This is a genomic window from Kitasatospora sp. NPDC001175, assembly GCF_053598215.1.
In genome coordinates this window covers 49,582-72,620 of the sequence record NZ_JBSFJU010000027.1, presented here as the reverse complement: position 1 = coordinate 72,620, position 23,039 = coordinate 49,582, and the positions used below count along the sequence as shown (strand labels likewise).

The 23,039-nt window shown below is 72.5% G+C and carries 21 protein-coding genes and 1 pseudogene; 9 read left to right on the top strand and 13 right to left on the bottom strand.

Features of this window, described 5'->3' with window-relative positions; genetic code table 11:
• Positions 1 to 17: 17 nt before the first annotated feature.
• Positions 18 to 668, bottom strand: a complete 651-nt coding sequence (locus tag ACWDAK_RS20785; RefSeq protein ID WP_344639574.1) for a TetR/AcrR family transcriptional regulator — start codon at positions 666 to 668, stop codon at positions 18 to 20.
• Positions 669 to 716: 48 nt separating this feature from the next.
• Here ACWDAK_RS20785 and ACWDAK_RS20780 point away from each other — a divergent pair, with 48 nt between their 5' ends.
• Positions 717 to 2,306 carry an FAD-dependent oxidoreductase gene (locus ACWDAK_RS20780; protein WP_344639573.1) on the top strand — a complete coding sequence of 530 codons (1,590 nt, stop codon included), beginning with the start codon at positions 717 to 719 and terminating at the stop codon, positions 2,304 to 2,306.
• 49 nt (positions 2,307 to 2,355) lie between these two features.
• Here ACWDAK_RS20780 and ACWDAK_RS20775 read toward each other — a convergent pair whose 3' ends face one another.
• Positions 2,356 to 3,273, bottom strand: coding sequence for a LysR family transcriptional regulator (locus tag ACWDAK_RS20775; protein WP_427394512.1), 918 nt, complete (start codon positions 3,271 to 3,273; stop codon positions 2,356 to 2,358).
• Positions 3,274 to 3,403: 130 nt separating this feature from the next.
• On the opposite strand from ACWDAK_RS20775, the gene ACWDAK_RS20770 reads away from it, so the two are divergent.
• Positions 3,404 to 3,802, top strand: coding sequence for a carboxymuconolactone decarboxylase family protein (locus ACWDAK_RS20770; protein WP_344639571.1), 399 nt, complete (start codon positions 3,404 to 3,406; stop codon positions 3,800 to 3,802).
• 104 nt (positions 3,803 to 3,906) lie between these two features.
• Here the strand turns inward: ACWDAK_RS20770 and ACWDAK_RS20765 are convergent, their stop codons facing one another.
• From ACWDAK_RS20765 to ACWDAK_RS20750, 4 genes are all read right to left on the bottom strand, one after another.
• A complete protein-coding gene (locus ACWDAK_RS20765; protein ID WP_344639570.1) occupies positions 3,907 to 5,457 on the bottom strand; it encodes an AMP-binding protein in 1,551 nt (516 codons plus the stop codon).
• A 145-nt stretch (positions 5,458 to 5,602) separates the two neighbouring features.
• Positions 5,603 to 6,826, bottom strand: a complete 1,224-nt coding sequence (locus ACWDAK_RS20760; protein WP_344639569.1) for an acyl-CoA dehydrogenase family protein — start codon at positions 6,824 to 6,826, stop codon at positions 5,603 to 5,605.
• 54 nt (positions 6,827 to 6,880) lie between these two features.
• The gene (locus ACWDAK_RS20755; RefSeq protein WP_344639568.1) at positions 6,881 to 7,723 is read right to left on the bottom strand and encodes a 2,3,4,5-tetrahydropyridine-2,6-dicarboxylate N-succinyltransferase; all 843 of its coding nucleotides are present in this window, start codon (positions 7,721 to 7,723) and stop codon (positions 6,881 to 6,883) included.
• 405 nt (positions 7,724 to 8,128) lie between these two features.
• Positions 8,129 to 8,974, bottom strand: coding sequence for a GH25 family lysozyme (locus ACWDAK_RS20750; RefSeq protein ID WP_344639567.1), 846 nt, complete (start codon positions 8,972 to 8,974; stop codon positions 8,129 to 8,131).
• Positions 8,975 to 9,713: 739 nt separating this feature from the next.
• Here ACWDAK_RS20750 and ACWDAK_RS20745 point away from each other — a divergent pair.
• Positions 9,714 to 9,998, top strand: coding sequence for a hypothetical protein (locus ACWDAK_RS20745; RefSeq protein ID WP_427394511.1), 285 nt, complete (start codon positions 9,714 to 9,716; stop codon positions 9,996 to 9,998).
• A 48-nt stretch (positions 9,999 to 10,046) separates the two neighbouring features.
• Here the strand turns inward: ACWDAK_RS20745 and ACWDAK_RS20740 are convergent, their stop codons facing one another.
• On the bottom strand, positions 10,047 to 10,244 hold the full coding sequence (locus tag ACWDAK_RS20740; RefSeq protein WP_344639565.1) for a hypothetical protein: 198 nt from the start codon (positions 10,242 to 10,244) through the stop codon (positions 10,047 to 10,049).
• 605 nt (positions 10,245 to 10,849) lie between these two features.
• Here ACWDAK_RS20740 and ACWDAK_RS20735 point away from each other — a divergent pair.
• The 5 genes from ACWDAK_RS20735 (at position 10,850) to ACWDAK_RS20715 (ending at position 15,804) form a co-directional block, all read left to right on the top strand.
• Complete coding sequence (locus tag ACWDAK_RS20735; RefSeq protein WP_427394510.1) at positions 10,850 to 11,593, top strand: dienelactone hydrolase family protein; 744 nt, start codon at positions 10,850 to 10,852, stop codon at positions 11,591 to 11,593.
• A gap of 4 nt (positions 11,594 to 11,597) precedes the next feature.
• Complete coding sequence (locus tag ACWDAK_RS20730) at positions 11,598 to 11,864, top strand: DUF6295 family protein (protein WP_344639563.1); 267 nt, start codon at positions 11,598 to 11,600, stop codon at positions 11,862 to 11,864.
• The gene (locus ACWDAK_RS20725; protein ID WP_425557808.1) at positions 11,861 to 12,187 is read left to right on the top strand and encodes an LCP family glycopolymer transferase; all 327 of its coding nucleotides are present in this window, start codon (positions 11,861 to 11,863) and stop codon (positions 12,185 to 12,187) included. Before ACWDAK_RS20730 ends, ACWDAK_RS20725 begins: the two co-directional genes overlap by 4 nt.
• A gap of 251 nt (positions 12,188 to 12,438) precedes the next feature.
• Positions 12,439 to 15,195 carry an ATP-binding protein gene (locus ACWDAK_RS20720; protein ID WP_344639562.1) on the top strand — a complete coding sequence of 919 codons (2,757 nt, stop codon included), beginning with the start codon at positions 12,439 to 12,441 and terminating at the stop codon, positions 15,193 to 15,195.
• Positions 15,196 to 15,654: 459 nt separating this feature from the next.
• A complete protein-coding gene (locus tag ACWDAK_RS20715; RefSeq protein WP_427394509.1) occupies positions 15,655 to 15,804 on the top strand; it encodes a hypothetical protein in 150 nt (49 codons plus the stop codon).
• A 5-nt stretch (positions 15,805 to 15,809) separates the two neighbouring features.
• Here ACWDAK_RS20715 and ACWDAK_RS20710 read toward each other — a convergent pair whose 3' ends face one another.
• The 5 genes and pseudogenes from ACWDAK_RS20710 to ACWDAK_RS20690 form a co-directional block, all read right to left on the bottom strand.
• Positions 15,810 to 16,664 (bottom strand): SDR family oxidoreductase, encoded by an 855-nt coding sequence (locus tag ACWDAK_RS20710; protein WP_344639560.1) that lies wholly within the window; start codon positions 16,662 to 16,664, stop codon positions 15,810 to 15,812.
• 214 nt (positions 16,665 to 16,878) lie between these two features.
• Positions 16,879 to 17,109 (bottom strand): hypothetical protein, encoded by a 231-nt coding sequence (locus ACWDAK_RS20705; protein WP_344639559.1) that lies wholly within the window; start codon positions 17,107 to 17,109, stop codon positions 16,879 to 16,881.
• A 155-nt stretch (positions 17,110 to 17,264) separates the two neighbouring features.
• A pseudogene (locus ACWDAK_RS20700) lies at positions 17,265 to 18,289 on the bottom strand (LLM class flavin-dependent oxidoreductase).
• Between the two features lie 112 nt (positions 18,290 to 18,401).
• Positions 18,402 to 20,003, bottom strand: a complete 1,602-nt coding sequence (locus tag ACWDAK_RS20695) for a multicopper oxidase family protein (protein ID WP_427394508.1) — start codon at positions 20,001 to 20,003, stop codon at positions 18,402 to 18,404.
• Positions 20,004 to 20,589: 586 nt separating this feature from the next.
• Entirely contained in the window at positions 20,590 to 21,216 is a 627-nt protein-coding gene (locus ACWDAK_RS20690) for a hypothetical protein (RefSeq protein ID WP_427394507.1), read from the bottom strand.
• Between the two features lie 116 nt (positions 21,217 to 21,332).
• Here ACWDAK_RS20690 and ACWDAK_RS20685 point away from each other — a divergent pair, with 116 nt between their 5' ends.
• The gene (locus ACWDAK_RS20685; RefSeq protein ID WP_344639555.1) at positions 21,333 to 22,166 is read left to right on the top strand and encodes an MBL fold metallo-hydrolase; all 834 of its coding nucleotides are present in this window, start codon (positions 21,333 to 21,335) and stop codon (positions 22,164 to 22,166) included.
• Between the two features lie 126 nt (positions 22,167 to 22,292).
• On the opposite strand, the gene ACWDAK_RS20680 is transcribed toward ACWDAK_RS20685, so the two are convergent.
• Complete coding sequence (locus tag ACWDAK_RS20680) at positions 22,293 to 23,018, bottom strand: DUF998 domain-containing protein (RefSeq protein WP_344639554.1); 726 nt, start codon at positions 23,016 to 23,018, stop codon at positions 22,293 to 22,295.
• Positions 23,019 to 23,039: the final 21 nt, after the last annotated feature.

Genomic DNA, 23,039 nt, shown 5'->3' with positions numbered 1-23,039 from the left:
CAGTGGGCGGTGATTGCTCAGGGGGCGAGCAGCCCGCGTTCCACGGCGTCGAACGCCTGGTGCACTCGGAGGCGGTGCTCCTCCGCCAGGTCGTCCGCCCGCTCACCGGCGAGCAGGCGCCGGGCCGTGGTGAGGTAGACGCTCCGGTAGGCGGCGACGGTGAGGGCCGCCGTGATGGCCGGATCGGCCTCGCCTGGGCCGGTGGTCCGGCGGATCGCCTCCTCCAGCGCGTGTTCGATCTCCTCGACGCCCTCGCGGGCCCGCGCCCGCAGTGCGGGTGACCCGATCACGACCCGCCAGAAGGGCGGAAAGGTGTCACCGACTCCGGCCAGCGGGCTTCGCTGATCCAGTAGTTCGAGTGCCAGCCGGCGTAGCGCGGCGAGCGGCGTCTCGTCGTCCGGGCGGTTCAGGACGGCGGACGAGAACAGCTCCACGGCCTCGGGGATGCGGTCGAGGAAGAGATCCTCCTTGCGGGGGAAGTGGTTGAAGACCGTCATCGCGGACACACCGGCGGCCTCGGCGATCTCGGTGACCGTGACGTTGTCGAAGCCGCGCACGGCGATCAGGGGCGTCGCCGCATCGGAGATCCGCTTCCGGGTCTCCCGCTTCTTGCGCTCGCGCAGGGTGAGCTCGGTGTGGCCGCCTCCGGCGGCAGTTCCAGCTGGCATGGAGAAAAGTGTAGTGGCCATAAAGTTTTAGTGACTATAGTCATTCGCATGAAGCCGAGCACAGGCAGGGGCCTGGACTACGACGTGGTGGTGGCCGGGGGCGGTCCGGTAGGACTGATGCTCGCCGGCGAGTTGACGCTGGGTGGGGCACGTGTGGTGGTTCTCGAGCGCCGATCGTCGGTCGATCCGACGATCAAGGCGGGCGGGATCAACACCCCGACCGCCGAAGCCTTCTACCGGCGCGGGCTGCTGCCCGCGCTGACCGAGTCACAGCAGCGGACGCTGGAGCAGTTCAAGGCGTTCGGAGAGCGGAACCAGGGGAAGAGCCGACCCGAACGCTCGCCTCACAAGGTCGCGGGACACTTCGCCGGGATCATGCTGAGCGCCGATCGGATAGACCCGGCGGAGCCCGACTTCGCCGACCTCGGGCCCGCCGTCGCCGGAGTCACCATGGTGCCGCAGCAGGAGGTCGAGCGCATCCTCGGTGAGCATGCGGCGAAGCTCGGTGTCGAACTGCGGCGCGGGGTCGAGGTCACCGGCTTCGACGAGGACGCCGAAGGAGTGACGGTCCACACCGTCGACGCGGCGGAGGACGGTGAGCGGCGCCGCGAGAGCATCCGGGCCGGCTGGCTGGTGGGGTGTGACGGCGGCCGCAGCACGGTCCGCCGGCTCGCCGGCTTCGCCTTCCCGGGCACCGATCCGCAGATCACGGGCCATCAGGCGGTGGTCGAGATGACGGGCGCCGAAGCGCTGATCCCGGGGTGGAACTGGACGGACACCGGCGTCTACGTGCACGGCCCGATCCCCGGCCGCATCCTGACCGTCGAGTTCGACGGGCCGCCCGCCGACCGGGACGCGCCGGTCACCGCCGAGGAACTGCAGCGGAGCCTGCGCCGCGTCTCGGGCGTGGACGTCACGATCACCGGAGTGCGGACCGCGACGCGGTTCACTGACAACGCCCGCCAGGCGACCGAGTACCGCCGGGGCCGGGTGCTGCTGGCGGGCGACGCCGCCCATGTGCACTCGCCGTTCGGCGGTCAGGGACTGAACCTGGGCATCGGCGACGCGATGAACCTCGGCTGGAAGCTCGCCGCGGTGGTCGGCGGCCGGGCGTCCGAGCAGCTGCTCGACTCGTACACGGCGGAACGGCATCCCATCGGGGCCTGGGTCCTCGACTGGACCAGGGCGCAGGTCGCGTTGATGCGGCCGTCCCCGCACATCCGGGCCCTGCGCGGGGTCGTCACCGACCTCACCGGGACGGTCGCCGGGACCACCTATGTCGTCAAGCAGATCTCCGGCGTATGGCAGGGCTACGGGCTTCCCGGGGACCATCCGTTGGTCGGCCGAAGCGCGCCGGACCTCCTGCTGGCCGACGGCAGCAGGCTCGCCGACCATCTCCACGGCGGCCGGGCCGTGCTGTTCGACCTCATCGAGGACGACGCCCTCCGGGCATCGGCCGGGAAGTACGACGGCAGGGTCGACACCGTCACCGCGGCGTGCCCGGACCGGCCCCAGCTGCGGGGGCTGCTCGTGCGTCCGGACGGCTTCACCGCCTGGGCGAGTGATCTCTCGGACGACCCGGCGGCGAGCGGGGAAGCACTCGCGGCCGCGCTCGTCCGGTGGTTCGGCGCGCCGTAGGACGCGGTGCCGCCCGGGCGGACCGGTCGACCGGAGTCCACCATGGTCGTCAAGGTGCCGCGGAGGGCGGTTGGGTCGGAGGGTCGGCTCGGCCGCTGTCGGAGAGGATCGTGCGGAAGCGTTCGAGGAGCGGGCTGTCGTCCTCCGCACGCCAGACCAGGTAGAGGGTGGTGGAGGTGTCGGCCAGCGGCCGGGCCGCGACTTTGACCCGGCGCAGCGCGCGGTGCGAGTCGGTGAGCACGGCTGCGCCGAACCCGGCCGCGACCAGGGCGAGCAGGGTCTGGACGCTCCTGCCCTCCGCCCCGATCCTGGGGGTGACCCCGGCCTGCCGGCACAGGGCGATGATCTCGTCGTAGGAGTGGGGCGAGACCTCGCGCGGCCAGAGCACGAGCGGGATCCGGCCAAGTGAGTCGAGGGGCGCCGGGCCGGCCGCGTGGGCCAGTGGATGGGCGGCGGGCATGAAGAGGGTCAGCGGCTCCCGCCACCAGGCGGCCGTCGCCAGCCGGCTGTCGCGCCGTGGTAGGCGCTGGACGGCGATGTCGTAGCGGCCGTCGAGTACGCCGTCGGACATCTCGGCGTCGTTGAAGCTCTCCTCCAGGCGGAGATCGACGCGCGGCAGTTCCCGGCGGAGGCGCCCCAGCGCCTCGCCCAGGGGTCCGTTGATGCCGGAGCCGGCGAAGGTGACGGTCAGTCGGCCCGTCAGGCCCTGCGCCGCCAGCTGGACGTCGTCGAGCGCGGCCTGCGCCTCGGCCAGCACCGTGCGGGCGCGCTGGGCCAGGACCCGGCCCGCCGACGTGGGAGTCAGACCACGCCCCTCTCGGGTGAACAGCACCACCCCCAACCGCCGTTCGAGGTCGCGTAGTTGGCGGGTCAGGGTCGGCTGGGTGAGATGCAGGCGGCGGGCTGCCGCGCTGATGCTCCCTTCCTCGTTGATCGCGACGAGGTAGCCGAGTATGCGCAGATCCATCCATACCTCCAGAGCATGGAAAGCATAGATCACGATGCCTCGTGGGCAGAACGGCCGGCCGCCGGGCCACGATGATCACCACACGGGCGAGCGGAGAAGCCGCTCGACCCACGGACCCGGGAGGGACACCATGACTCGTGAAGAGCGCTACGCACACGGCCTGAAGGTGCTGGAGCAGGTCGACGGCGAGGCCGGCCGACGGGTCGTCGACACGCTCGCCGACACCTCGCCCGAGCTGGGCCACCAGGTCGTCGCGTGGGCGTTCGGCGACATGTACGCCCGGCCTGAACTCCAGCCCCGGGAGCGCCAGTTGGTTACCCTCGGCGTGCTGGCGGCACTCGGCGGCTGCGAGATCGAGCTGGATGTGCACATCAACGCCGCGCTGAACGTCGGCCTGGCTCCGACGGAGATCACCGAGGCGCTGCTGCACTCGGCCGTGTACTGCGGCATGCCGCGGGCGATCAACGCCACGCTCGTGGCCAAGAAGGTCTTCGGCGAACGCGGGCTGCTCCCGCTGACCAACGTGTGATGACATGCCGCGCCCACGGGCGCCGGCCGACTCCCACGGGCACGGCGTGGCGGATCCCGGGAAGGCGGGAGCGGTGCGGGACGAACCGGCCGCGAGCGCGGGCGCTACTCCCCGGCGGTCTCCCGGAGCCGCTCCGCCGCCGCCCGCAGCAGCTTCTTGTCCGGCTTGCCGGCGTCGGTCAGCGGCAGCGCCTCGGCGAAGGTGACGCGGTACGGCTCGTGCGTCGCACCACGCCGCTCGCGGACCATCGCGCACAACTCGTCCGGGTCGATCCGGTTGCCCGGTACCGGCACGACGACGGCGTGCACCCGCTCCACCCGGTCCGCGTCCGGGACTCCGAACACGGCGCTCTGCCGCACCAGGGGGTGGGAGTTGAGAAGGTCCTCCAGTTCGGAGGTGTACACGTGGCCGCCACCCGTGTTGATCAGGTCCTTCAACCGGTCGACGATGGTCAGGTAGCCCTCGTCGTCCAGGAACCCGATGTCGCCGCTGTGCAGCCAGCCGTCCCTGAGGACCGAGGCGGTCAGCTCGGGCTGCTTCCAGTAGCCCTGCATCAGGGTGTCGGAGTGCACGCAGATCTCGCCGTGCTCACCGGGGGGAAGGTCCCGGCCGGACTCGTCACGGATCGCCACCCGGTAGCCGGGTGCCGGCCTGCCGACGGACCGCAGGCGCTCCGGCCGGCTCGGATCGTGGTCCTCGGCGGCGAGGACGCTGATGATGCCCGCCTCGTGCTGTCCGTAGAGCTGGACCAGCACCGGTCCGAACCGCCGCAGCGCGTCGGTGATCCGGGCCGGCGACGCCTGGCAGCCGCCGTAGCTGAGCCGGCGCAGACTGGAGGTGTCGGTGTGCTCGGACCGCGGATGGTCGGTCAGCTGGTAGATCAGCGGGGGCATCAGGAACAGGTCGGTGATGCGCTCGCGTTCGATCGCCTCGAGTACGGCGGCCGGTTCGAACCCGTCCAGTAGTACCGCACTGCCGCCAGCCCGCAGGACCTTGTCGGTCATCTGTCCGGCGGCGTGCGCGATGGTGGTGCACACCAGCAGCCGGAGCGGCTCCTCGGGGCTGCCGGACAACTCCGGCCCGAACGGGCGGACCTGGCCGTAGCTGACGCAGATCCCCTTGGAGTGGCCGGTGGTACCGCCGGAGTGCCGGATGGAGCGGATGTCCTGCGGCCGGGCCCGGCAGGGGAAGGTGTCGGCCGGCTGGTCGGCCGCCAGCGCCAGCAGGTCCTTGCCCACGCTCGCTGGGCCCAGCACCAGGACGCTCTCGACCGGGACCAGGCCGGTGAGCTCCGCGGCCCGGTCGGCGTGCCGGGGATCGACGATCAGCGCATGGGTCTCGACGTCGCGGACCATGACGGCCTGGGTGTCGGCCGACAGCCGGTTGTAGAGCTGGTTCACCCGGCAGCCGACGAGGTTGGCCGCGTAGCGCGCGGCGATGGCCTCGGGCAGGTTCCCGGTCAGCAGGGTGACGGTGTGGCCGCGGTCGATGCCCTGGGCGCGCATGGCCCGGGCCATGCGGTAGGTGAGGTCGCGCAGTTCACCGGCGGTGACGGTGCGCCCTCGGTGGGCAAGGGCCTCCCGATCGGGACAGGAGTCCAGGTCGGCGAGGATCTGCTCCACTTCGGTGAGCAAGGGGCGAGTGGCGGTGGGCATGGGTGATTCCTTGTCGGCGCGGTGCGGCTGTCGCCGTCACCTGGCGGTTCCGGTACGGGAGTTGGCGGTCGGCCCGGGCCGTCGGGGCGTGGTGCCCTTCGAGGGCGTTCGACGACCCGGGGCCGATCGCGGGCTCGGCTGGCCGTCAGTGACGGGCGAGGAGCCGGACGTCCTCGGCCTGCGGGCTCTCGGCCTGCGGAGCGCCGGTCAGCAGGGAGTGGGCCAGCACGCTGTAGAGCGTGTCGTTGGGACCGTCGGCGATGCGCAGCCCGCGGATGTCCCGCAGCCGCTTCTCCATCGGCGTGTGCCGGGTGTACCCCTCACTGCCGTGCAGTTGGAGGGCGAGGTCCACGGCACGGTAGGCGACGTCGGTGGCCAGTGCCTTGGCGGCCGAGCAGGCGGCGGCGTCGATGTCACCCTGGTCGATGCGCTCCAGCAGCGAGAAGCACCAGGAGGTGGCGGCCTCGACCTCGGCGGCGGCCGTGCCCATCCGCGCGGCGACGGAGGGGATGGCGGCCAGCGGCATCCGGCCCACGCTGCGCCGCCGGGTGCGGGCAGCCGACTCCTCGATCGCCGCCGACGCGGTGCCGAGGCAGACCAGCGACATCATCAGCCGCCAGGCGGAGAAGTGGGCGTCGAAGATCCGGCGTCCGTCGCCGGTGGCCCCGAGCAGGAGGTCCTTGTCCAGCCGGGCGTCGACGAAGTGCAGGTGCCCGAAGCTCCATCCCCGCATACCCAGCGGGTCGGTGGTCTCGGTCAGGACGCCCTTGGTGTCGGCCGGTACCCACACCGCCGACAGCGGCACCTCACGGAGGTCGACCGTGCCGGCCTCCTCCCGGCCGACGAGCTTGCAGAAGACGACGAAGCCGTAGGCCTCCTCGACCCTGCTGATCAGACCCTTGGTACCCGACAGCACGAAGTGGTCGCCGTGGTCGACGAGGAGGGTGGTGAAGCCGCGCAGGTCCGATCCCGACTGCGGCTCGCTGGACGCGACGCCCGCCAGCTTCCCCCGGCTGACCACCTGTTCACGGGTGTGCCGGACGAGCTCGGGCGACCCGTAGTTCAGGGCCATGGCGGCATGGCCGGTGCTGAAGACCTCGCGGGCGTCGCAGTCCCGCCGGCCGGCGAGGAACATGGCCACCCCCTGGGCCACCCGTCCGGCCGCACCCGGCCCGTCCGGCGGAGCGAGGTCGATGCCGGTCAGTCCGGCGTCGCAGGCCAGCTTCCGCAGGGCGAGCCAGTCGGGCCGCGGGTCGTCTTCGCAGAGCGGCTGGGGCAGATGGATGTCCAGGAAGGCCGTGAGCCGGGACGCCAGGTCCCTGAGCTCGGGGTGGCGGTTGAGTACCGGAACGATTCCGTTGGCGGACAAGGGAGATGACTCCTCGAAGGATCGGCTGGTGACGGGAGGCGGACGGTGCGGCGGTCAGAGCACCGGCGGCTGGGTGCGCACCACGTCGTTGAGCTTGGCCTTGTCGTGGCGCTCGCCCTTCTTCAGGTGCTTGATCACCAGAAGGCAGGGCAGGCCGAACGTGCCGCCGGTGAACTCGCGCGGACGGCTGGCGGGAACCGCGACCGTCCACGGCGGGACGACGCCCCGGCTGAGCTCCTCCCCGGTGGCGGCGTCGATGACGGGGATCGTGTCGGTCAGCAGCGCTCCGGCGCCCAGCAGCGCGCCCTCGCCGACCCGGGCGCCGCTGTAGATCATCGACCGGGCGCCGATGAAGGCGTCGTCCTCGATCACGACCGGCTTGGCCATGGGCGGTTCGATCATGCCGCCCAGCCCGACCCCGCCGGACAGGTGGACGTTCCTGCCGATCTGGGCGCAGGAGCCGATGCCGACCCACGAGTCCACCAGCGTGCCTTCGCCGACGTAGGAGCCGATGCCGATGTGACTCGGCATCACGACGACTCCGGGCTCCTGGTAGCTGCCGCGCCGGATCACGGCACCCGGCGACACCTGGACACCGGAGCCGCTTGTTCCGGACTTCAGCGGGATCTTGTCGGCGCACTCGAACGGGCCGAACTGCGTCTCCACGGGCTTGGCCTGCTTGTACAGCAGGAGGATCGCGGACTTCAGCCACTCGTGCACCACGACCTCGCCGTCCACGAGCTCGGCAACCCGCGCCCGGCCGGTGTCCAGCAGATCGATCGCCGCGTCGACGGCGGCGACCACCTCCGCGGAGTGCAGCGGGATCTCGTCCCGCCGCTCCCAGAGTTCCTCGATCTCGGTTCGCAGCATCGCCATGTCGGCGCCACGGTTTCGCATCGCGTTTCAATGCTTCCTGTAGGAACGGAAGGCCCGCCGGTCATCCCCGGGGCCGTTTGCCGGGCGCTCGGCTCGAACTGCGCTCCGCGTGATCCCCGGTTACGGCGATCGGCTGCCCCTCGCTCGAACGGGGTGTCAGCACGGCGATGTGCGCAGCGAGTTACCTTTCGGTAACTGCCCGACTGACCCAGTCTCACATGTTGGGATTCGTAGATCAAATCGCCAATTGGGAATGGATATGAAGGTCACAAAGCGGTTTTTGGTCGACTTGAAAGGTCGGCTTATTGGCGGTCGAGAGCGTGGCTGCGGCATGGAGAGGCCCGTTTCCGCGGTGCCGCGGAAGCGGGCCAAGGGTGGGTGCGGGGGCGCGTTCACAGCCCGTGCGCCCGGTTCGGGCGGCGCCGGTCAGGTGACGTTGTCGGTGCGGAAGGCGCAGTCCCAGGTCGCCGGGCCGACGATGCCGTCGACCTGGAGCCCCTTCTCGCTCTGGAACTGACGGCAGACCGCCGCCGAAGCGGGTCCGTACCAGCCGTCGACGGCGATGCGCCAGCCGCGATCGGCCATCCGCTGCTGCCAGATCCGCACACTGGCGTCGTGCTGCATCGGGGATTGCAGGTGCAGGTACTCGCCCGGCCATGCCGGCCCGGGGTCCGGCGTCGGGGTGGGCTGGAACGATGCGGCCCAGGCGCGCAGCGCGTCCGCGCTGTCCAGGTGGCAGTAGTCCTGGTCCACGCCGCCGGAGTCCGAGTACTGGTGGAAGAGCCAGGCGGCCTGGATGCCGGGCTGTCCGGCCGGCCGGCCGGAGGTGGCTATCCAGAGGAAGTCGGCGAAGTAGCTGGTGGTGTCGACGTGCTGCCAGTAGTCCTTGTTGCAGTACATGCCGACCGGATTGTGCGGCAGCCGCTGCTTGACGTACCGGAGCCACGCCTCCTTGTACGCGAGCTGGTCCGGCTTCGGCACCGAGGAGTTGGCGCTGTCGTACCCCTCCCAGTCCAGCACGACCAGCTCACCGGCCTGCGGCTGGGCCGTGGAGAGGAAGCGGGTCGCCTCCGCCGGCACCGGATTGGCCATGTGGGGGTAGTGGTAGTAGCCGAGCACGAGGCCGGCGGCACGGGCGTGGTCCCGCTGCGCCGTCCACACGGGGCTGGTGTACGTCAGACCCTCGGTCACCTTGATGAAGGCGAAAGCGAGGCCGCTGGTGTCCGGGGTGGCGGGCTGGTAGCTCGACCAGTCCTGGCCGTAGATGCCCATGTTCACTGCTCCTGGGGCTCGGGGATCGGGGGATGGCGATCGTCGGTTCCGGCTGCTCGCCGATGAGTTGACCGTCTTCCGGTAATCCGGCACGGCCCGGCGGGCCTGGCGTCACGGCCCGGCGGGGAGGTGCGGCACGGGATCGGGGGAGATGCACTGTGCTCGATCGGTGCAGAAGTCCTGCCGTGGCCACCGGCAGGAATCCGTACCGGAAGAACAGGTAGGTCGTCGGAACTGTCGAAGACCTCGCCGCCGGGGCGGCGGGGCTGTTGTCCAACGCGGTGGCCCGGCTGGTGAGATCCGGTCTGCTATGCGGTGCGCCGCGTTGAAGTCGGGAGCAGGGAGCGGTGAACGCCACTGCCCCGGTGGTGATTCGCTCGGTAACTCGTGCGGAAACAGAACAGATTGTCGGTGGATTCGACCCAGGCGCCTACCTCGTCCGGATTGCTGATACCCGGATAGCCGACTTCCAATAGCGCTGGGACGACTCCCTTTTCGCGGTGTGAACTCGATGTTCGCGCCGCGGAGTTCAGGGGCGGGCGGGAGTGGGCGTGCGCCGCCCGCGCTCTTCGGGTAGCCGACCAGCCCCGCGCGGCCGGGCCCGTGCGTCCGGGCCCGTGCTGGCACTCCCAGGTACGCCCGTCCTGAGCGCCTGTCAAAGGCTCGACGGGTCCCAGCCGTGAGGGCGGCGAAGCCTCATGGATCGGTACCGGTGGAGCCGACCTGGACAATGGATCACATGAGCGAGACACATGACCTGCGAGCACGCCTGGAAGCACTGGAGGCTGAGGTCGAGCGGCTCCGGAGGGAGGCCGCGGCCACCCGCGCGCTCGGCGCGACGGCCGGACACGGCGGCGAGGACCGCAGTGTGCGGCGCGAGCAGCGGCAGCCCCTGACCAAGCTCGCCGAAGCCGTCGGCGTCCTGATAACCGGACCGGCCGGTCCTGCCCCGGTATCCGGCGGCCTCCCGGACGGCTGCACCGCGCCCCACGAGGAGCCGGGGCGCCTGCCCGGACGGGACTGATCGCCTCCGCGGGCGGGGGTGACGCGTCGGCGCGCCCGGCTGCGACGTTCAGCCCGCCTCGCCGTCCTCCGGGGTCGGATGCGCGCTGCCGGGCTCGCGGGCGCGTTCCGCACGGTGTGCGGCGGCGATCCGCTCGGCGCGGGCGGCGGTACGGGCGAGCCCGCCGATCAGCAGGAGCAGGAACACCGCCGCGACTACGGCAGTGATGATCCCTGCGGTGGTGACGGCGTCGGCGAGTTGGCGCATAACGGATCTCCCAAACGGGGTGGTTGTCGCGCCAGCTCAACGGCGTGGCGGGCCCGAGGTCATGGCCGAGGCGGGCCCAGCCGACGATTCACCCGTCCGGGTCATCCGGAACGGCCGTCGGCCGAGACCGAAAGGCGGGCAGGGCCAACCGGGCGAGGCCGGCGTCGGCGGGCCGGTCACCCCGCGTCCGGGCACGGGGGAGGCCCGGTGACAGCCGGGCCTCGGGGGTGCTCCGCCACAGCGGAGCAATGTGTTCGGATCCGTCGATCCGCCGCTGTCAGCGGCCCGGGCCTCCGTCGACACGGAGCCCGTTCGTTTCTACGGCGCCTTTACGCAGGAACTGCCTCGGCCGGGCTTCGCCCGCGTGTCTGTGATGACAGTGCTGATCAGCTCCACGTCCCAGTGTGCGCCCGGCCCGGCCGCTCCGCCACTCCTCGGCGACCCGCCGGCCCGAACCGGGTGGGGCAGCGGCCGACGACCCGGACACCCGGCTAGATGCTGGCGCTCCCCGCGGCTGTGCAGCACCCCTCCCGTCCCGCCCCGGTGCCCGTTCGGCAGCGCGCCGGTCCGGACGGAGGTGGGCCCTGCGCGGTATAGCTGGCGGCATGAACGATTCCCTGAGTGCCGAGACCGTCAGGATCACCGGTCACGGCGGTGACGAGATCGAGGCGTATCTGGCCCGCCCGGACGGTGATCAGCGACGCGGTGGCGTCGTGGTCATCCACCACATGCCCGGCTACGACCGGGCGACCAAGGAGATCGTCCGCCGCTTCGCGGAGCTGGGCCATGACGCGGTCTGCCCGAACCTGTACTTCCGCGAGGCCCCCGGAGCCGCACCCGACGACGCGGCCGCCGTCGCCCGGGCCGCGGGCGGAGTCTCGGACGAGCGACTGCTCGGGGACGTGGCCGGCGCCGCCGCGTTCCTGCAAGCGCTGCCGAGCTCAAACCGCCGCGTCGGGGTGATCGGTTACTGCTCGGGCGGGCGGCAGGCGGTGCTGGCGGCCTGCAACCTGGACCTGAACGCCGCGGTGGACTGCTACGGAGCGTTCGTCACCGGCACCCCACCCGAGGGCTTTCCGCTGCAGGTGACCAACCTGGTCGACCAACTGCCGCAGCTGCGCACACCGTTGCTCGGCCTGTTCGGCACCGAGGACACGTTCCCCGGTCCGGAGCAGGTCGCGGAGCTGGAGCGGATTCTGACCGCCCACGGCAAGGACTTCGAGTTCCACAGCTACCAGGGTGCGGGCCACGCCTTCTTCGCGGTGGACCGCCCCTCCTACAACGTGGCCGCGGCCAACGACGGTTGGGAACGGATCAGCGCCTTCTTCCGCCGGCACCTGGGAGGCTGAGCCCATGTGCACCTACGCCACGGTCAGGGACGAGGTCGACGGCAGCGCCAAGGGGCCCGGCGGCCCCTGGTTCCACGTCTCCGACGTGACGGTGTACTTCGACCATCCCGTGCACGCCATGGCCGAGCACACCCTGAACATCGACTTCGCCGACCCCGCCAAGGGGCCCTCGGCACGGGTCGCGGTGGAGCTCACCGCCGAGTCCGCCCGCCGGCTGGTGGCCGCCGTCCAGGCGGCACTGGCGGCCGCGCCCGACGGCCTGACCGGCTGACGGCGCTGCGCGGGCGTGGTGGGTGCTCCGGCTGCACGGTGGCCGCGGTCCAGCTGCTCACCGGGATACTCGTCGACCACTTCGCGATGGTGGACTTCGCAGGGGTGGTGAGCACGTCCGACGCCGTCGGCGGAGTCGACGTCTGCGTGGATGACGACGCCGGTCGAACGTACTGTCATTCGACGGCCGCGCCCAATCGCGGTCCTCCCGGAGGATCCGGTCCATGCCTGCGTACCACCACGAACCATCGATCAAGAGTCCCTCGTCAGACCCGGCAGACCGGCCCGAGGTGGATCTCGTTCCGATCGGACAGAGGACTCTGAACATCGCCACCCCCGGGGCGGGACGGCTGCGTTGCAACCGCCGACGATTCCACCCACTGCCAGGCCCCCGCGAGAGCGCCGAGAGCCTCTGAGCCCGCGCAGGCGCAAGGAGGAGAGGATGCAGACTTCGTTCGACCGCAGCCGCCTGGCCTCCGACCGGGCGGATTGTCAAGCCCGCAGCCGAGTTGTCCGTTCAGCAGTAGCCTCAGCCTCGGTAACGACGGCTGTGGAACGGCGAATTGGAGGCGACGGTGTTCGAAGGGGAGCCCGAGGCCGGGGGTGACGGCGGGGCCGGCCAGGGCGGCTGCCCGCTGCACGAGCGCGAGGCCGAGATCCAGTCAGCCGGGCAGGCGGTCGAGGCGCTCACCCGGCACGCCGGTGCCGGGATCGGGGAGCTGCTGGTCTACACCGGCGCGGCCGGGCTGGGTAAGACCGCGGTGCTGACCGAGGTGCGGCGGCAGGCGAAACGCGCGGGTTGCACGGTGCTGTTCGCCCGGGGCGGGGAGCGGCAGCGCCATGAGCCGTTCTGCGTGGTGCGCCAGCTGGTGCAGCCGGTGCTGGCGGCCCTGTCCGACGAGGAGCGGGCGCAGGTCTTCGGGCCCTGGGAGGACATCGTCGGTCCGGCGGTGGGGCTGCTGCCGCCTGGAGGGCAGCTCGACCCGCAGGGGGTGCGGGACGGGCTGGACTTCGTGCTCACCCGCCTCGTGCAGCGGCGCTCGCCGGTAGCCGTGGTCGTCGACGACCTGCACTGGGCCGATCCGGAGTCGCTCGGCTGGCTGGCGGGCTTCGCGGTACGCGCGCGGGAGCTGCCGGCCCTGCTCGTGCTCGCCTGCCGCGACGAGTTCCGCGACGACGCCCTGACGCTGCAGCGCGGCCTCGTCGGCAGGGCCGACCGGCGGCACGAACTGCGGCCGCTCCAGCCGGCATCGGTCGCGCACCTGGTCCGTGCGGCCCTGGGCACGCAGGCGGAGGACGCCTTCTGCCGTCACGTCTGGGCGGTCACCGCCGGGAACCCGTACGAGACCACCGCCCTGCTGCGCGAGGTGCTCGACCATCGGCTCGATCCGGTGGAGGAGAGCACCGGACAACTGCGCGAACTCGCCTCCAGTGCACGGGGGATGACACTCCGGCTCTGGCTGGACAAGCTCGGCCCGACCACGCTGCGATTTGCTTGGGCCGCGTCCATGCTGGGCACCGACATCCGCCCGGACCTCGCCGCCGTCATCTGCGCCCAGGGTCCGGAGACCGCCGCCCAGTCGATCCGGGAACTGCGCCGACACGGGGTGCTGACCGGCACGCCGGGAGGCAGGCTGGAGTTCGTCCACCCGCTGATCGCCACCTCGGTCTACCAGTCGATGCCGCCCGCCACCCGGACCGGGATGCACGGAGTCGCCGCCGTCGAGACCGAGAACGCCGGCCTCGGCCTGCTGACCGCATCCCGGCACCTGCTGGAGACCCTGCCCGAGGGGGACGGCGAGATCGTCGGCAAGCTGCGCCGGGCCGCCCGCGAGCACCTGGCCATCGGCGCGCCCGGGGCGGCCCAGCGCTGCCTGCGCCGCGCCATCAGCGAGCCGCCCGCCGACGAGGACCGGGCCGCGGTGCTCTACGAACTCGGCTGCTCGGCGTTGCTCACCGACCCGGTGACCACGGTCAACCAGCTGCGCCTGGCGCTCGCGGACCCGTACGGGCTGGGCCCCGAGCTCAGGGTGGACGCGACCTTCCGACTCGCGCAGGCCCTCGCCCACAGCAATCGGCTCGGCGAGGCCGCCGCGGTCTGTGTCGAGGAGGCCGCTCGCACCCGGCCCGGACCCGGACGCCTGCGCCTGGAGGTCGCTCACCTCATGTTCGCCGCGTTCCAGTCCGAGGACGAGGACGGCCCGGGCCGCTCCCGGCGGCTCGCGGAGTTCGACCGGATGTTCGGCACGATCGGCCTGGCCCGTACCGACACCGGCACGGTCAGCGAGCCGACTCCGGACGAGGCCGTGTTCGAACGTGACGGCCTGGCCCATGCGGTGGCCGTGCTGCGCTGCTGGGACCTCACGCTGCGCGGCGCGGACCGCGAGGAGGTGATCGCCCTGGCCGAGTCTGCACTCCCGGACGGCCGACTGCCCCGCAGCCTCGGCTGGACCAACACCACTTGGGGCTTCGAGCTGCCCGGGATCCTCGGCATCAGCTACCTCTACGCCGACCGGGTTGACCGGGCGGACGAGCTGTTCACCGAGGCGGTCCGCGCGTACGAAGTCGCCGGGTGGAGCGGCGGCCACCTCGGCTTCGCCTACCTGCTGACCGGAATGCTCCGGTTCCGCTGCGGTGCCCTGGCGGAGGCGGAGGACTACCTGGGCCGGGCTCTGCGCATCGCCGAACGGATTGGTCCGGGCGTCCCGCTGCACTGGGACGCGGTCGGGGCGCTGGCCGAGACCCTGGCCGCGCGCGGTCGGCTCGCCGAGGCCTTGGAGCTCGCGCGCACGCACGCCTTCGGCCCGCCGTACCCGACGGTGATGGTGCTGCCCGACGCCCCCACGCTGTACGGCCGCCTACTGCTGGCCCGGGGCGACGCGCCCGGCGCGGCCGCGACGCTGACCGCCGCTGGCGCGGCCCTGGACGCGCGCGGGTGGCGCAACACGGTGTGGGCGCCGTGGCTCGGGCACCTGGCGCGGGCGGTCGCCCCCGACCAGCCGGACCGGGCCCGCAACCTCGCCGAGGAGGCCGTTCGCCGGGCCCGGCAGTCCGGGACGGACTCGGCCATCGGCAGCGCTCTACGGCTCTGCGCGGCGGTACACGACCGGCCACACGCGGCTGAGCTGCTCGCGGAGGCTGTCCGGCACCTGGAGCGGTCTCCCGCCCGCTACGAGCACGCGATCGCCCTGGTCGACCTCGGTGAGGCGCTGGGCACCGCTCCAGCCGCCCGTACCGCCCTGGCTCAGGGACTGGAGCTGGCCACCCGCTGCGACGCCGACGGCCTGGCCGCCCGGGCCGGGGACCTCCTGCGCACGGGCGCGACGGGCTGAGGTGCGCCGACGACGCCGTGGACGCCGCGCTCCGCCGATGGGGGGCGCCTCCCACCATGAAGCGACGAAGGCGTACGGCCCCTCGGCCTGCCCACCCGCCGGACCCGGCGTCATCCGACGGCCTCGGCCTCCGGAACGGGGCCGGCCATGCCAGTGTCGAGGATCGCGGGCACCAGCGGTCGGCCGGCGGGGTGCGGCGGTGGCGGATCGCGGCGTCCCGCAGGCCATCGACCCGGACGACCCCGACCGGCTCGGCCCGGCCGCCGCCGCCTCCGCCGTGTTCCGGGCCGTCGCCGCCGACCAGCCGCTCCCCGCCGCCGCCACGGCGCCCCCGGACACCGGGCAGGCCGCCGGGCCGCCGTCCGGGCCGGACCCACCGACCCCGACCGAAGCCGGGAGCCGGCTGTCCGACGGTCCGACCGGCGGGGCCGTTGGCAAATCGCCGCGCCGGGCACGCCGATGCCGACGGCAACGCCGACGGGCACTGACCAGGTCAGCGCGGCGGCGGCCCCGGGCGGCGTCGCGGTCAGCACCGACGACACCACCCCGTTCGGGCCGCCCGCACCCGCCCATGCCCGCAACCCGCAGATCCCGGACTCAGCGCCCTGAACCCGTCAGCGGAAGTCGTCCGCGTGGTCGGCGGCCCACTCCTCGAAGGTCCGGGCCGGGCGTCCGGTGATGCGCTGCACCTCGTCGGTGCGCTGGGGGTCGGTGCCGACCGAGGCGCCGAAGTAGCCGAGGAGCTGGAGAGCGACCTCCTTGGGGAAGCTGTCGGAGGCCATCGCGTCGGCGGCCGCCTCCACCGTGATGGTCTCGAAGCGGACCTCCCGGCCGATGGCGCGGCCGATCGCGGCGGCCTGCTCGGCCACGGTCACCGCCTCGGGCCCGGTGACGTAGGGAGCGGTGCCGAGCAGTGCACCGCTTCGGTCCAGCAGGGCGCGGGCGGAGACAGCGGCGAGGTCAGCCTCGTGGACGGGGGCGGCGACCGCCTCCGGGAACGGCCCGCGCACCACGCTCTCGGCCTTGATGCCCGGGGCCCACTGCAGCGCGTTGGTGGCGTACATGCCGCCGCGGACGAAGGTCCACTCCACCCCGGATGCCTGGATCGCGCGCTCCACCGAGGCGTGCATCCGGGAGATGAAGCCCTCGTCGTCGGCGGTGGTGTCGGTCACCGACAGCGAGGAGTTGAGGACGATCCGGCGCACCCCCGCCTTGACGGCGGCATCGACGACTTGGAGCGCCGCCTGGCTGCCGCCGGCTGCGAGGTTGAGCCAGAGCGCCTCGGCGCCTGCCAGCGCCGTCTCCAGGGACGCGGGGTCGGTCAGGTCGGCCCGGACGGTCTCGGCGGCGGCGGGCAGCCCGGCGCGCTCGGGATCGCGGGTCAGGGCGCGGACGGGCGCGCCCTCGGCGAGAAGCAGGTCGACGAGGTGGCGTCCGATGTTGCCGGTCGCTGCGCTCACAACGATCACAGGGGTGTCCTCCCGATCGGGTCGAGAGCCGGGTCTTCGACGGCCGCCGTGGCTACGGTCGGCCGGGTCCGGCGCTGTCACGCGGTGGTTGACCGCGTAGGTGGACAACGGACTCGCCGACCGGTTGTTTCCGGCCATGGACGGAGAGGGGCGGTTTTCGGCCACGGCGAGGGGTGCCGCGGCGCTCTCTCCCGCGGGCGGAGACGGGGCGGGTTCAGGCGGAGTGGTGTCGGGTCGCGCCGAAGCCGGTCTCGTGGTCCCAGACGTGGGTGCAGGCCGGGCACTGCAGGTGGAGGAGGCTGCCGGTGTTGGAGAGGAGATAGCGCCAATGCTCGCCGCAGGTGAGCTGCTCCCGGCACGGAGCGCAGTCGCGGGCGTCGTCACAGCTCGGGCAGGCCACCCACGCGCGGCGTCCGATGTCGGCCTGCGGATCAATGGGCAGCACGGCCGTCCTTCGGTTGTCCGAGCGGGGTGAAGGGCCGGTCGAGTCGGCGTGGTGACGGAACATGCCTGCAGAACTTAGGCAAGCCTTACCTATCTGTCAAGCATGGCTATCGGCGGCCGGCAGTCGAACCGGGGTGTCGGAGGGCAAATCCGGAATCACCGTGCGATCGGGCTGGGTGCGAGGCCCATCGCCTCGGCGAGCAGCCGGTACGAGTCGAGCAGCGCCGCCCGGTCGTAGGCGTGGGTCGTGACCAGGAACTCGTCGGCTCCGGCGCGCGCCATCAGGGTGCCGAGGGCGACCGCGGCCTCCTGCGGCGTGCCGGCCACGTGCCCGTGGAGTGCCCGCTCGTAGGCGGCGCGCTCCCGAGGGCTCATCTCCCGGGCCAGGACCTCCGGCTCCGGGGTGAGCGGCGGGAACTCCCCGTGGGTACGGGCGTACGCGCTCGACCAGGCCTCGGAGACCAGCAGTTTCCTGGCCTCGGCGGCCGTCCCGGCGACCGCCACGTTGCCCGACAGCACGACGTACGGCTCCGCGCCCTGCGCGGACGGACGGAACCGGGTCCGGTAGCGGTCGACGGCGGCCAGCATCTCGTCCTCCCCGCGGAGCGCGCCGATGACCAGCGGAAGCCCGGCGTCGGCGGCGATGTCGGCACCGGCGCCGGTGGCCAGGACGAAGGCCGGGACCCGCAGGCCCTCGGCCGGCCGGGCGTGGACGTCGGGGTGGACGCCCTGCGATCCGTCGAAATAGCCCAGCAGCTCGGCCAGTTGGCCCGCGAAGGCGTCGGCGGCGTCCTTGCCCCGGCCCAGCGCCCGCCGCACGCCGTCGGTGAACCCCACCGAACGGCCGAGGCCCATGTCGATCCGCCGGGGAAGAGCGAGGAGAGCACCCCGAACTGCTCGGCCACCACCATCGGTCGGTGGTTGGGGAGCATCACACCGCCGGTGCCGACCCGGATCCGGCTCGTCCGCGCCGCCACCGCGGCGGCCAGTACCGTGGGCGCGGAGCCGGCCACCCCGGGCACGCCATGGTGCTCCGACACCCAGAACCGGTGGTAGCCCAGCCGCTCCGCCAACTGTGCGAAGGCCACCGTGTCCCGCAGCGCCTGCGAAGCGTCCTGCCCCTGTCTGGTGCGGGAGCGGTCCTGCACTGAGAGTCGGGTCGCAGGCGTCGCAGTAGTCACACCGACGCCAACCTCCGTCGGCACCGGCCGCATTCCCGGCCGCCTCGGCGGCGGCCTCAGCCTCCAGCGGACGTGCCGTCACCCGGCGCGCGAGCGGGGCGGCGGGAGGCTTTCACTTCCCGGACTTCTTGGGCGTCGCCGGCTGCTGCGGTGACGCGGGCTGCTTCGGCGCCGTCGGCTGCTTCGGCGCCGCCGGCTTCTCCGGTTCCGCCTGCTCCTCCGGGTCCGCCGGCAGGACGTCGATCCGGCCCATCTGCCCGTGCGAGGAGTGCACCAGGTGGTGGCAGTGGTAGACGTACTCGCCGGAGTAGTCGCCCCAGGTCATGGCGATCCGGACGGTCTCGCCGGGGTAGATGGGGATGGTGTCCTTCAGACCCGCCTCGGCGGGGCCGGGCGGCCGGCCGTCGCGGTCCAGCAACCGGAACTGCACCAGGTGGACGTGGAACGAGTGCGGGGCGTGGAAGACCCCGGCCGGTTTGCGGTTGGGCCAGTTGTGGATCGTCCAGATTTCGCTGGTGCCGAGCGTGGTCTCGACGTCCACCCGGTCCGGGTCGTACTTGCGTCCGTTGATCCTGGTGTCGGGGAAGGTCTGCATGAAGAACTCCCGCTCCACCATGCCCTTCGGTACCGGCGGCAGGGTGGCCAGCACACCGGGAACCCGGCTCGGGTCGTCGGCCTTGCGGGTGATGTCGAAGCGCAGCACCTCCGGCCGTTCGGACTCCAGCGCGGCCGTGTTCTCCAGCACCACCGAGGAGCCGATCGCGTAGCGGGAGAAGTCGACGACGATCTCGGCCCGTTCCGCACCAGCCAGCGTCAGTTCGTCCCGCGGGACGGGAGCGGCGAGCAGGCCGCCGTCGGAGGCGATCTGGATGAAGTGGGCGCCGTCGGCGAAGCGCAGTGAGATGTGGCGGTTGGGAGCCACGTTGTAGACGCGCAGGCGGTACTTGCGGGCCGCCACCGCGAAGTGCGGCCGCTCCTTGCCGTTGACCAGCATGTGCGGGCACTCGTACGGCGAGACGTACCGCAGGGTGCCGTCGGCCTCGATCCGCGCGTCCCGGAACAGCAGCGGGATGTCGAACTCGCCGTTGGGCAGCGGCAGACTGCTCTCGTGCGGGTCGCTGAGCAGATAGGCACCGTGCAGGCCGCGGTAGACGTTCTCGGCCTCCTTGCCGTGCGCGTGGTCGTGGTACCAGAGGGAGGCGGCCACCTGGTTGTTGGGGTAGCGGTACTCGCGGGACTCCCCGGGATCGATCAGGGCCATCGGCAGGCCGTCGTACCTTGAAGGAACGTTTCCGCCGTGCAGATGGACCGAGGTGGACACGTCCAGGGCGTTGGTCTGCTGGACCACCACCTCGCGTCCCCGCAGCGCCCGGATGGTCGGGCCGGGGAAGCAGCCGCCGTAGGAGTAGACCGTGGTCTGCAGCCCCTTGACGATCTCCACCTGGGTCTCGGCCATCCGGAGCTGGTACAGCTCCGAGGACGCCGTCACCGAGGTCGGGCGAAGGACCGGAGGGATGGGCATGGCATGGGCGAACGGAGCGGAACGGGCGAGCTCCTCGTCCTCCGGCCACAGCTCGGCCGGCCCCGCCGGCGCCTCGGGCGGGGCCTCGTGCACGGGCTTCGCCTTAGGGGGGTCGATCATGCGGCCCCAGGGGAACATGGCCGCCGCGCCGCTGATGGTGGCGGCCGTCAGGATGTGGCGTCGATTCAGCATGCCCCGTGTGCCTCTCCGTCCGAGTCCCGGCGGTTGGTGAACCGCCGGGCGGGTGGCCGGTCGCGGAAGCCGAGTCAGAAAACACCCGATCGCTGACCGTGGTTCTCTTGACTCGCTCCGTCACCGCCTGTCGGCCCAGTATCAGCGGGCGCCGCAGCGCGTGCACCACGGCGACGGCGGGGGAGTGCGCCGCATCCGGAGGGAGACGGCGTGAAAGCCGGGTGAACCCGGCCGCCTCGGGCGCCGGGCGCGGCGCGAATCCGGTCACGAGGCGTCAGAACGCGATCGGGTGCCGCTGAGCCGGCCGGGTGACGCGGCGTCCGTCCGGCGCGCCGGGCGGGTTCCGGGACGGGGTGTCAAGTGTCGGCAGCCGTGACCGGCCAGCCGCGGACGGCGATGGTGATGGTCCGTTTGGCGTCCGGCCGTCGCCCGGCCACCACGTTCCAGTCGATGGTCTGCGGCTGTGCCGTGCCCCGGCTGCCGGTGTGCCCTGTCTCGTGGAGCCCTCTGCGGGGCTGCTCGCGAGCCGGTCTTCCGGCAGGGGTGCGGCTGCCCGGCGAGCTCGTCCGGCCCGGAGGATGTTGCCCTACCGATCTCGGGTTTTATAGTGAAAAATGTTGACACAAACGATAGTTGACGAGATATCAGGCGCTGGGCGGAGGCGGGCGATGGTGTCCGGGGAGAGGGGACCACCGGCCGGAGACGGAGTGCCAGGAGTGCCGCTCATCGTGCCTGTGGCTCCCCGGGACCGGCCTGCTCGGGCTCTGCCCGGGGCGTGGTCCGCCGCCCTGCGGCAGGCTCGGCCGGCGCTAGTGATGATCCGCTCTGCCGGCGCGTCCCCGGCGGAGTGCACCGCTTCGGCGGCAGGCCGCGGTATGCGGACGCGGCCCCGGGCCAGCGAGGCGGCCGCAGCGACCAGGGACATCGCGATGGCCAGCCAGAACACCACGATCAGGCCCTGGTGGAAGGGCTCGGAGATCAGCTGGGGGAAGTACTCACGGCCGGTCAGGGTCTGCGCGCCGGCCGCGGGAAGCTGTCCGAGCACCTGCGGGCCGAGCAGTTGCCGGAGCGGGGTGTAGCCGAGGGACACGGCGAAGAGGATGCCCACCGGCGGCAGCGAGGCGATGGTACGGGCGTCCGCGGCGGGCACGCCCTGCGCGGTGAGCCCGGCGCTGAGCGTGTGCGGCAGCGACCCGGCCAGCCCCGCGGCCATCGAGATTCGGCCGTCCGCCGCGCCACCGTCCGATGCCCTGGACGGCCGGAGTGTTCGCCCTGCACTGTGGCCTGAGCCGCCGACGGTCGGTGGCGCGAACACTCTTTGGGGGTCGAATGACCGTTCATCATCTGGACTGCGCCGGTATGTGCCCGTTCGGGGGCCGGTTCCTACTGGGCACCGGCGGCCCGCTGACCGGGCGGATGGTGACCCACTGCCTGCTGGTGGAGAGCGCCGACGGCCTGGTCCTGGTCGACACGGGCTTCGGGACCGAGGACGTGGCGGACCCGGCGCGGCTGGGGAGGAGGTTCCGGCTGGTGAGCCGGCCGCGGCTCACGCTCGCCCGTACGGCCCTGCACCAGATCCGCACGCTCGGCTACCGCCCGGAGGACGTACGTCACATCGTGCTCACCCACCTGGACCTCGACCACGCGGGCGGGCTGGCGGACTTCCCGCACGCCGAGGTGCACGTACTCGCGGACGAGCTGCGGGCCGCCCGGACCCTCGCCACCCGGGGCGAACGGGACCGCTACCGTCCGGCCCAGTGGGCGCACGGCCCGAAGTGGGTCGAGCACCAGGCCGACGGCGAGTCGTGGTGCGGCTTCGAGGCGGTCGGGCCGCTGACCGGTTCGGTGCCGGAGATCCTGCTGGTACCGCTGCCGGGGCACACCAGGGGCCACTGCGGCGTCGCGGTGAAACGCGGCGGCGGCTGGCTGTTGCACTGCGGCGACAGCTACTTCTGGCACGAGGAACTCGATCCGGCCGACCCGCGCTGCCCGCCCGGGCTGGCGGCCTTCGAACGACAGGTCGCCTTCGACGACCGGGCGCGCCGCAACAACCAGGAGCGCCTGCGCGAGCTGCGCCGCACACACGGCGGCGAGATCGAGCTGTTCTGCTCCCACGACGCCGTGGAGTTCGTCCGCGCTCGCGGTACCGGTCCGGTCCGGTAGCCGGGCCGACGGCCAGATCGGGCCCTCGGCTCGCGGAGGATCCCGCGGCCGGCGTCGCGTCGTCCCGCTCCACTCAGGGCCGGGTGCCCGCTCAGGTGCGGCGCGGCGGCTGTCGCGGGGGCAGGGCTAGGGACGGGCGGCGGTCCGCTCGACGCCGGGCTCGGCGGCCGGCTGCGGCCGCGACCCGGCGCGGGCCCGGCCGGCCTCGGCGGCCAGCAGGGCGAACCACACCCCGGCGGTGACGAGGTGGATGCGCTGTGCCAGGCCGTGGCCGCCCGGGTGGCCGAGGAACGGGCCGGTCGTGGCGATCGCGGCCGCCATCGAGACGGGCAACAGCCAAGGCGCCCAGCGGCGCACCAGGGTGAGGGACGGCACCGAGTACCGGGCAGCGGCGATGAACAGCGCCATCGAGGCGAACAGGACGAGGTGGACCAGGCCGCTGGTGGTGGTGTGCCAGGGGTTTCCCTCCGGGCAGCCGTGCTCGATCGAGGGCGCGCAGCGCATCGGCAGCAGCACGTCGGCCACCGAGAACACCCCGAGCGCGGCCAGGCAGGCGCACCCGGCCGCGGCCAGCCGCCCGGGGAACAGCCCCCGGGCGAGCACCGCGCCGCCGGTGATCAGCCCCGCGCAGACCACCTCGACCAGGCTGAACAGGACCCGGTAGGGCTGGTCCGCCGCGAACAGCTCGCTGACGTAGGAGTCGCGCTGGTCCAGCCCGGTCGGCAGGAAGAACTGCAGGACCCAGTCGTTGTAGACCATCGACGCCACTGCCAGCGTCCCGGCAGCCGCGATGCGGCGCACCCCCGCCGACAGCGGTCGGGCCGGGGGCCGTGCTGCGACCGAAGCGGGCACCGCTGTCTCCCTTGACGTATC

What these genes read in the sequence shown, in the direction of transcription:
- ACWDAK_RS20785 (WP_344639574.1), bottom strand. Translation starts at nt 668, where the DNA reads ATGCCAGCTGGAACTGCCGCCGGAGGCGGCCACACCGAGCTCACCCTG.
- ACWDAK_RS20780 (WP_344639573.1), top strand. Translation starts at nt 717, where the DNA reads ATGAAGCCGAGCACAGGCAGGGGCCTGGACTACGACGTGGTGGTGGCC.
- ACWDAK_RS20775 (WP_427394512.1), bottom strand. Translation starts at nt 3,273, where the DNA reads ATGGATCTGCGCATACTCGGCTACCTCGTCGCGATCAACGAGGAAGGG.
- ACWDAK_RS20770 (WP_344639571.1), top strand. Translation starts at nt 3,404, where the DNA reads ATGACTCGTGAAGAGCGCTACGCACACGGCCTGAAGGTGCTGGAGCAG.
- ACWDAK_RS20765 (WP_344639570.1), bottom strand. Translation starts at nt 5,457, where the DNA reads ATGCCCACCGCCACTCGCCCCTTGCTCACCGAAGTGGAGCAGATCCTC.
- ACWDAK_RS20755 (WP_344639568.1), bottom strand. Translation starts at nt 7,723, where the DNA reads ATGCGAAACCGTGGCGCCGACATGGCGATGCTGCGAACCGAGATCGAG.
- ACWDAK_RS20750 (WP_344639567.1), bottom strand. Translation starts at nt 8,974, where the DNA reads ATGGGCATCTACGGCCAGGACTGGTCGAGCTACCAGCCCGCCACCCCG.
- ACWDAK_RS20745 (WP_427394511.1), top strand. Translation starts at nt 9,714, where the DNA reads ATGAGCGAGACACATGACCTGCGAGCACGCCTGGAAGCACTGGAGGCT.
- ACWDAK_RS20740 (WP_344639565.1), bottom strand. Translation starts at nt 10,244, where the DNA reads ATGCGCCAACTCGCCGACGCCGTCACCACCGCAGGGATCATCACTGCC.
- ACWDAK_RS20735 (WP_427394510.1), top strand. Translation starts at nt 10,850, where the DNA reads ATGAACGATTCCCTGAGTGCCGAGACCGTCAGGATCACCGGTCACGGC.
- ACWDAK_RS20730 (WP_344639563.1), top strand. Translation starts at nt 11,598, where the DNA reads ATGTGCACCTACGCCACGGTCAGGGACGAGGTCGACGGCAGCGCCAAG.
- ACWDAK_RS20715 (WP_427394509.1), top strand. Translation starts at nt 15,655, where the DNA reads ATGCCGACGGCAACGCCGACGGGCACTGACCAGGTCAGCGCGGCGGCG.
- ACWDAK_RS20695 (WP_427394508.1), bottom strand. Translation starts at nt 20,003, where the DNA reads ATGCTGAATCGACGCCACATCCTGACGGCCGCCACCATCAGCGGCGCG.
- ACWDAK_RS20690 (WP_427394507.1), bottom strand. Translation starts at nt 21,216, where the DNA reads ATGGCCGCGGGGCTGGCCGGGTCGCTGCCGCACACGCTCAGCGCCGGG.
- ACWDAK_RS20685 (WP_344639555.1), top strand. Translation starts at nt 21,333, where the DNA reads ATGACCGTTCATCATCTGGACTGCGCCGGTATGTGCCCGTTCGGGGGC.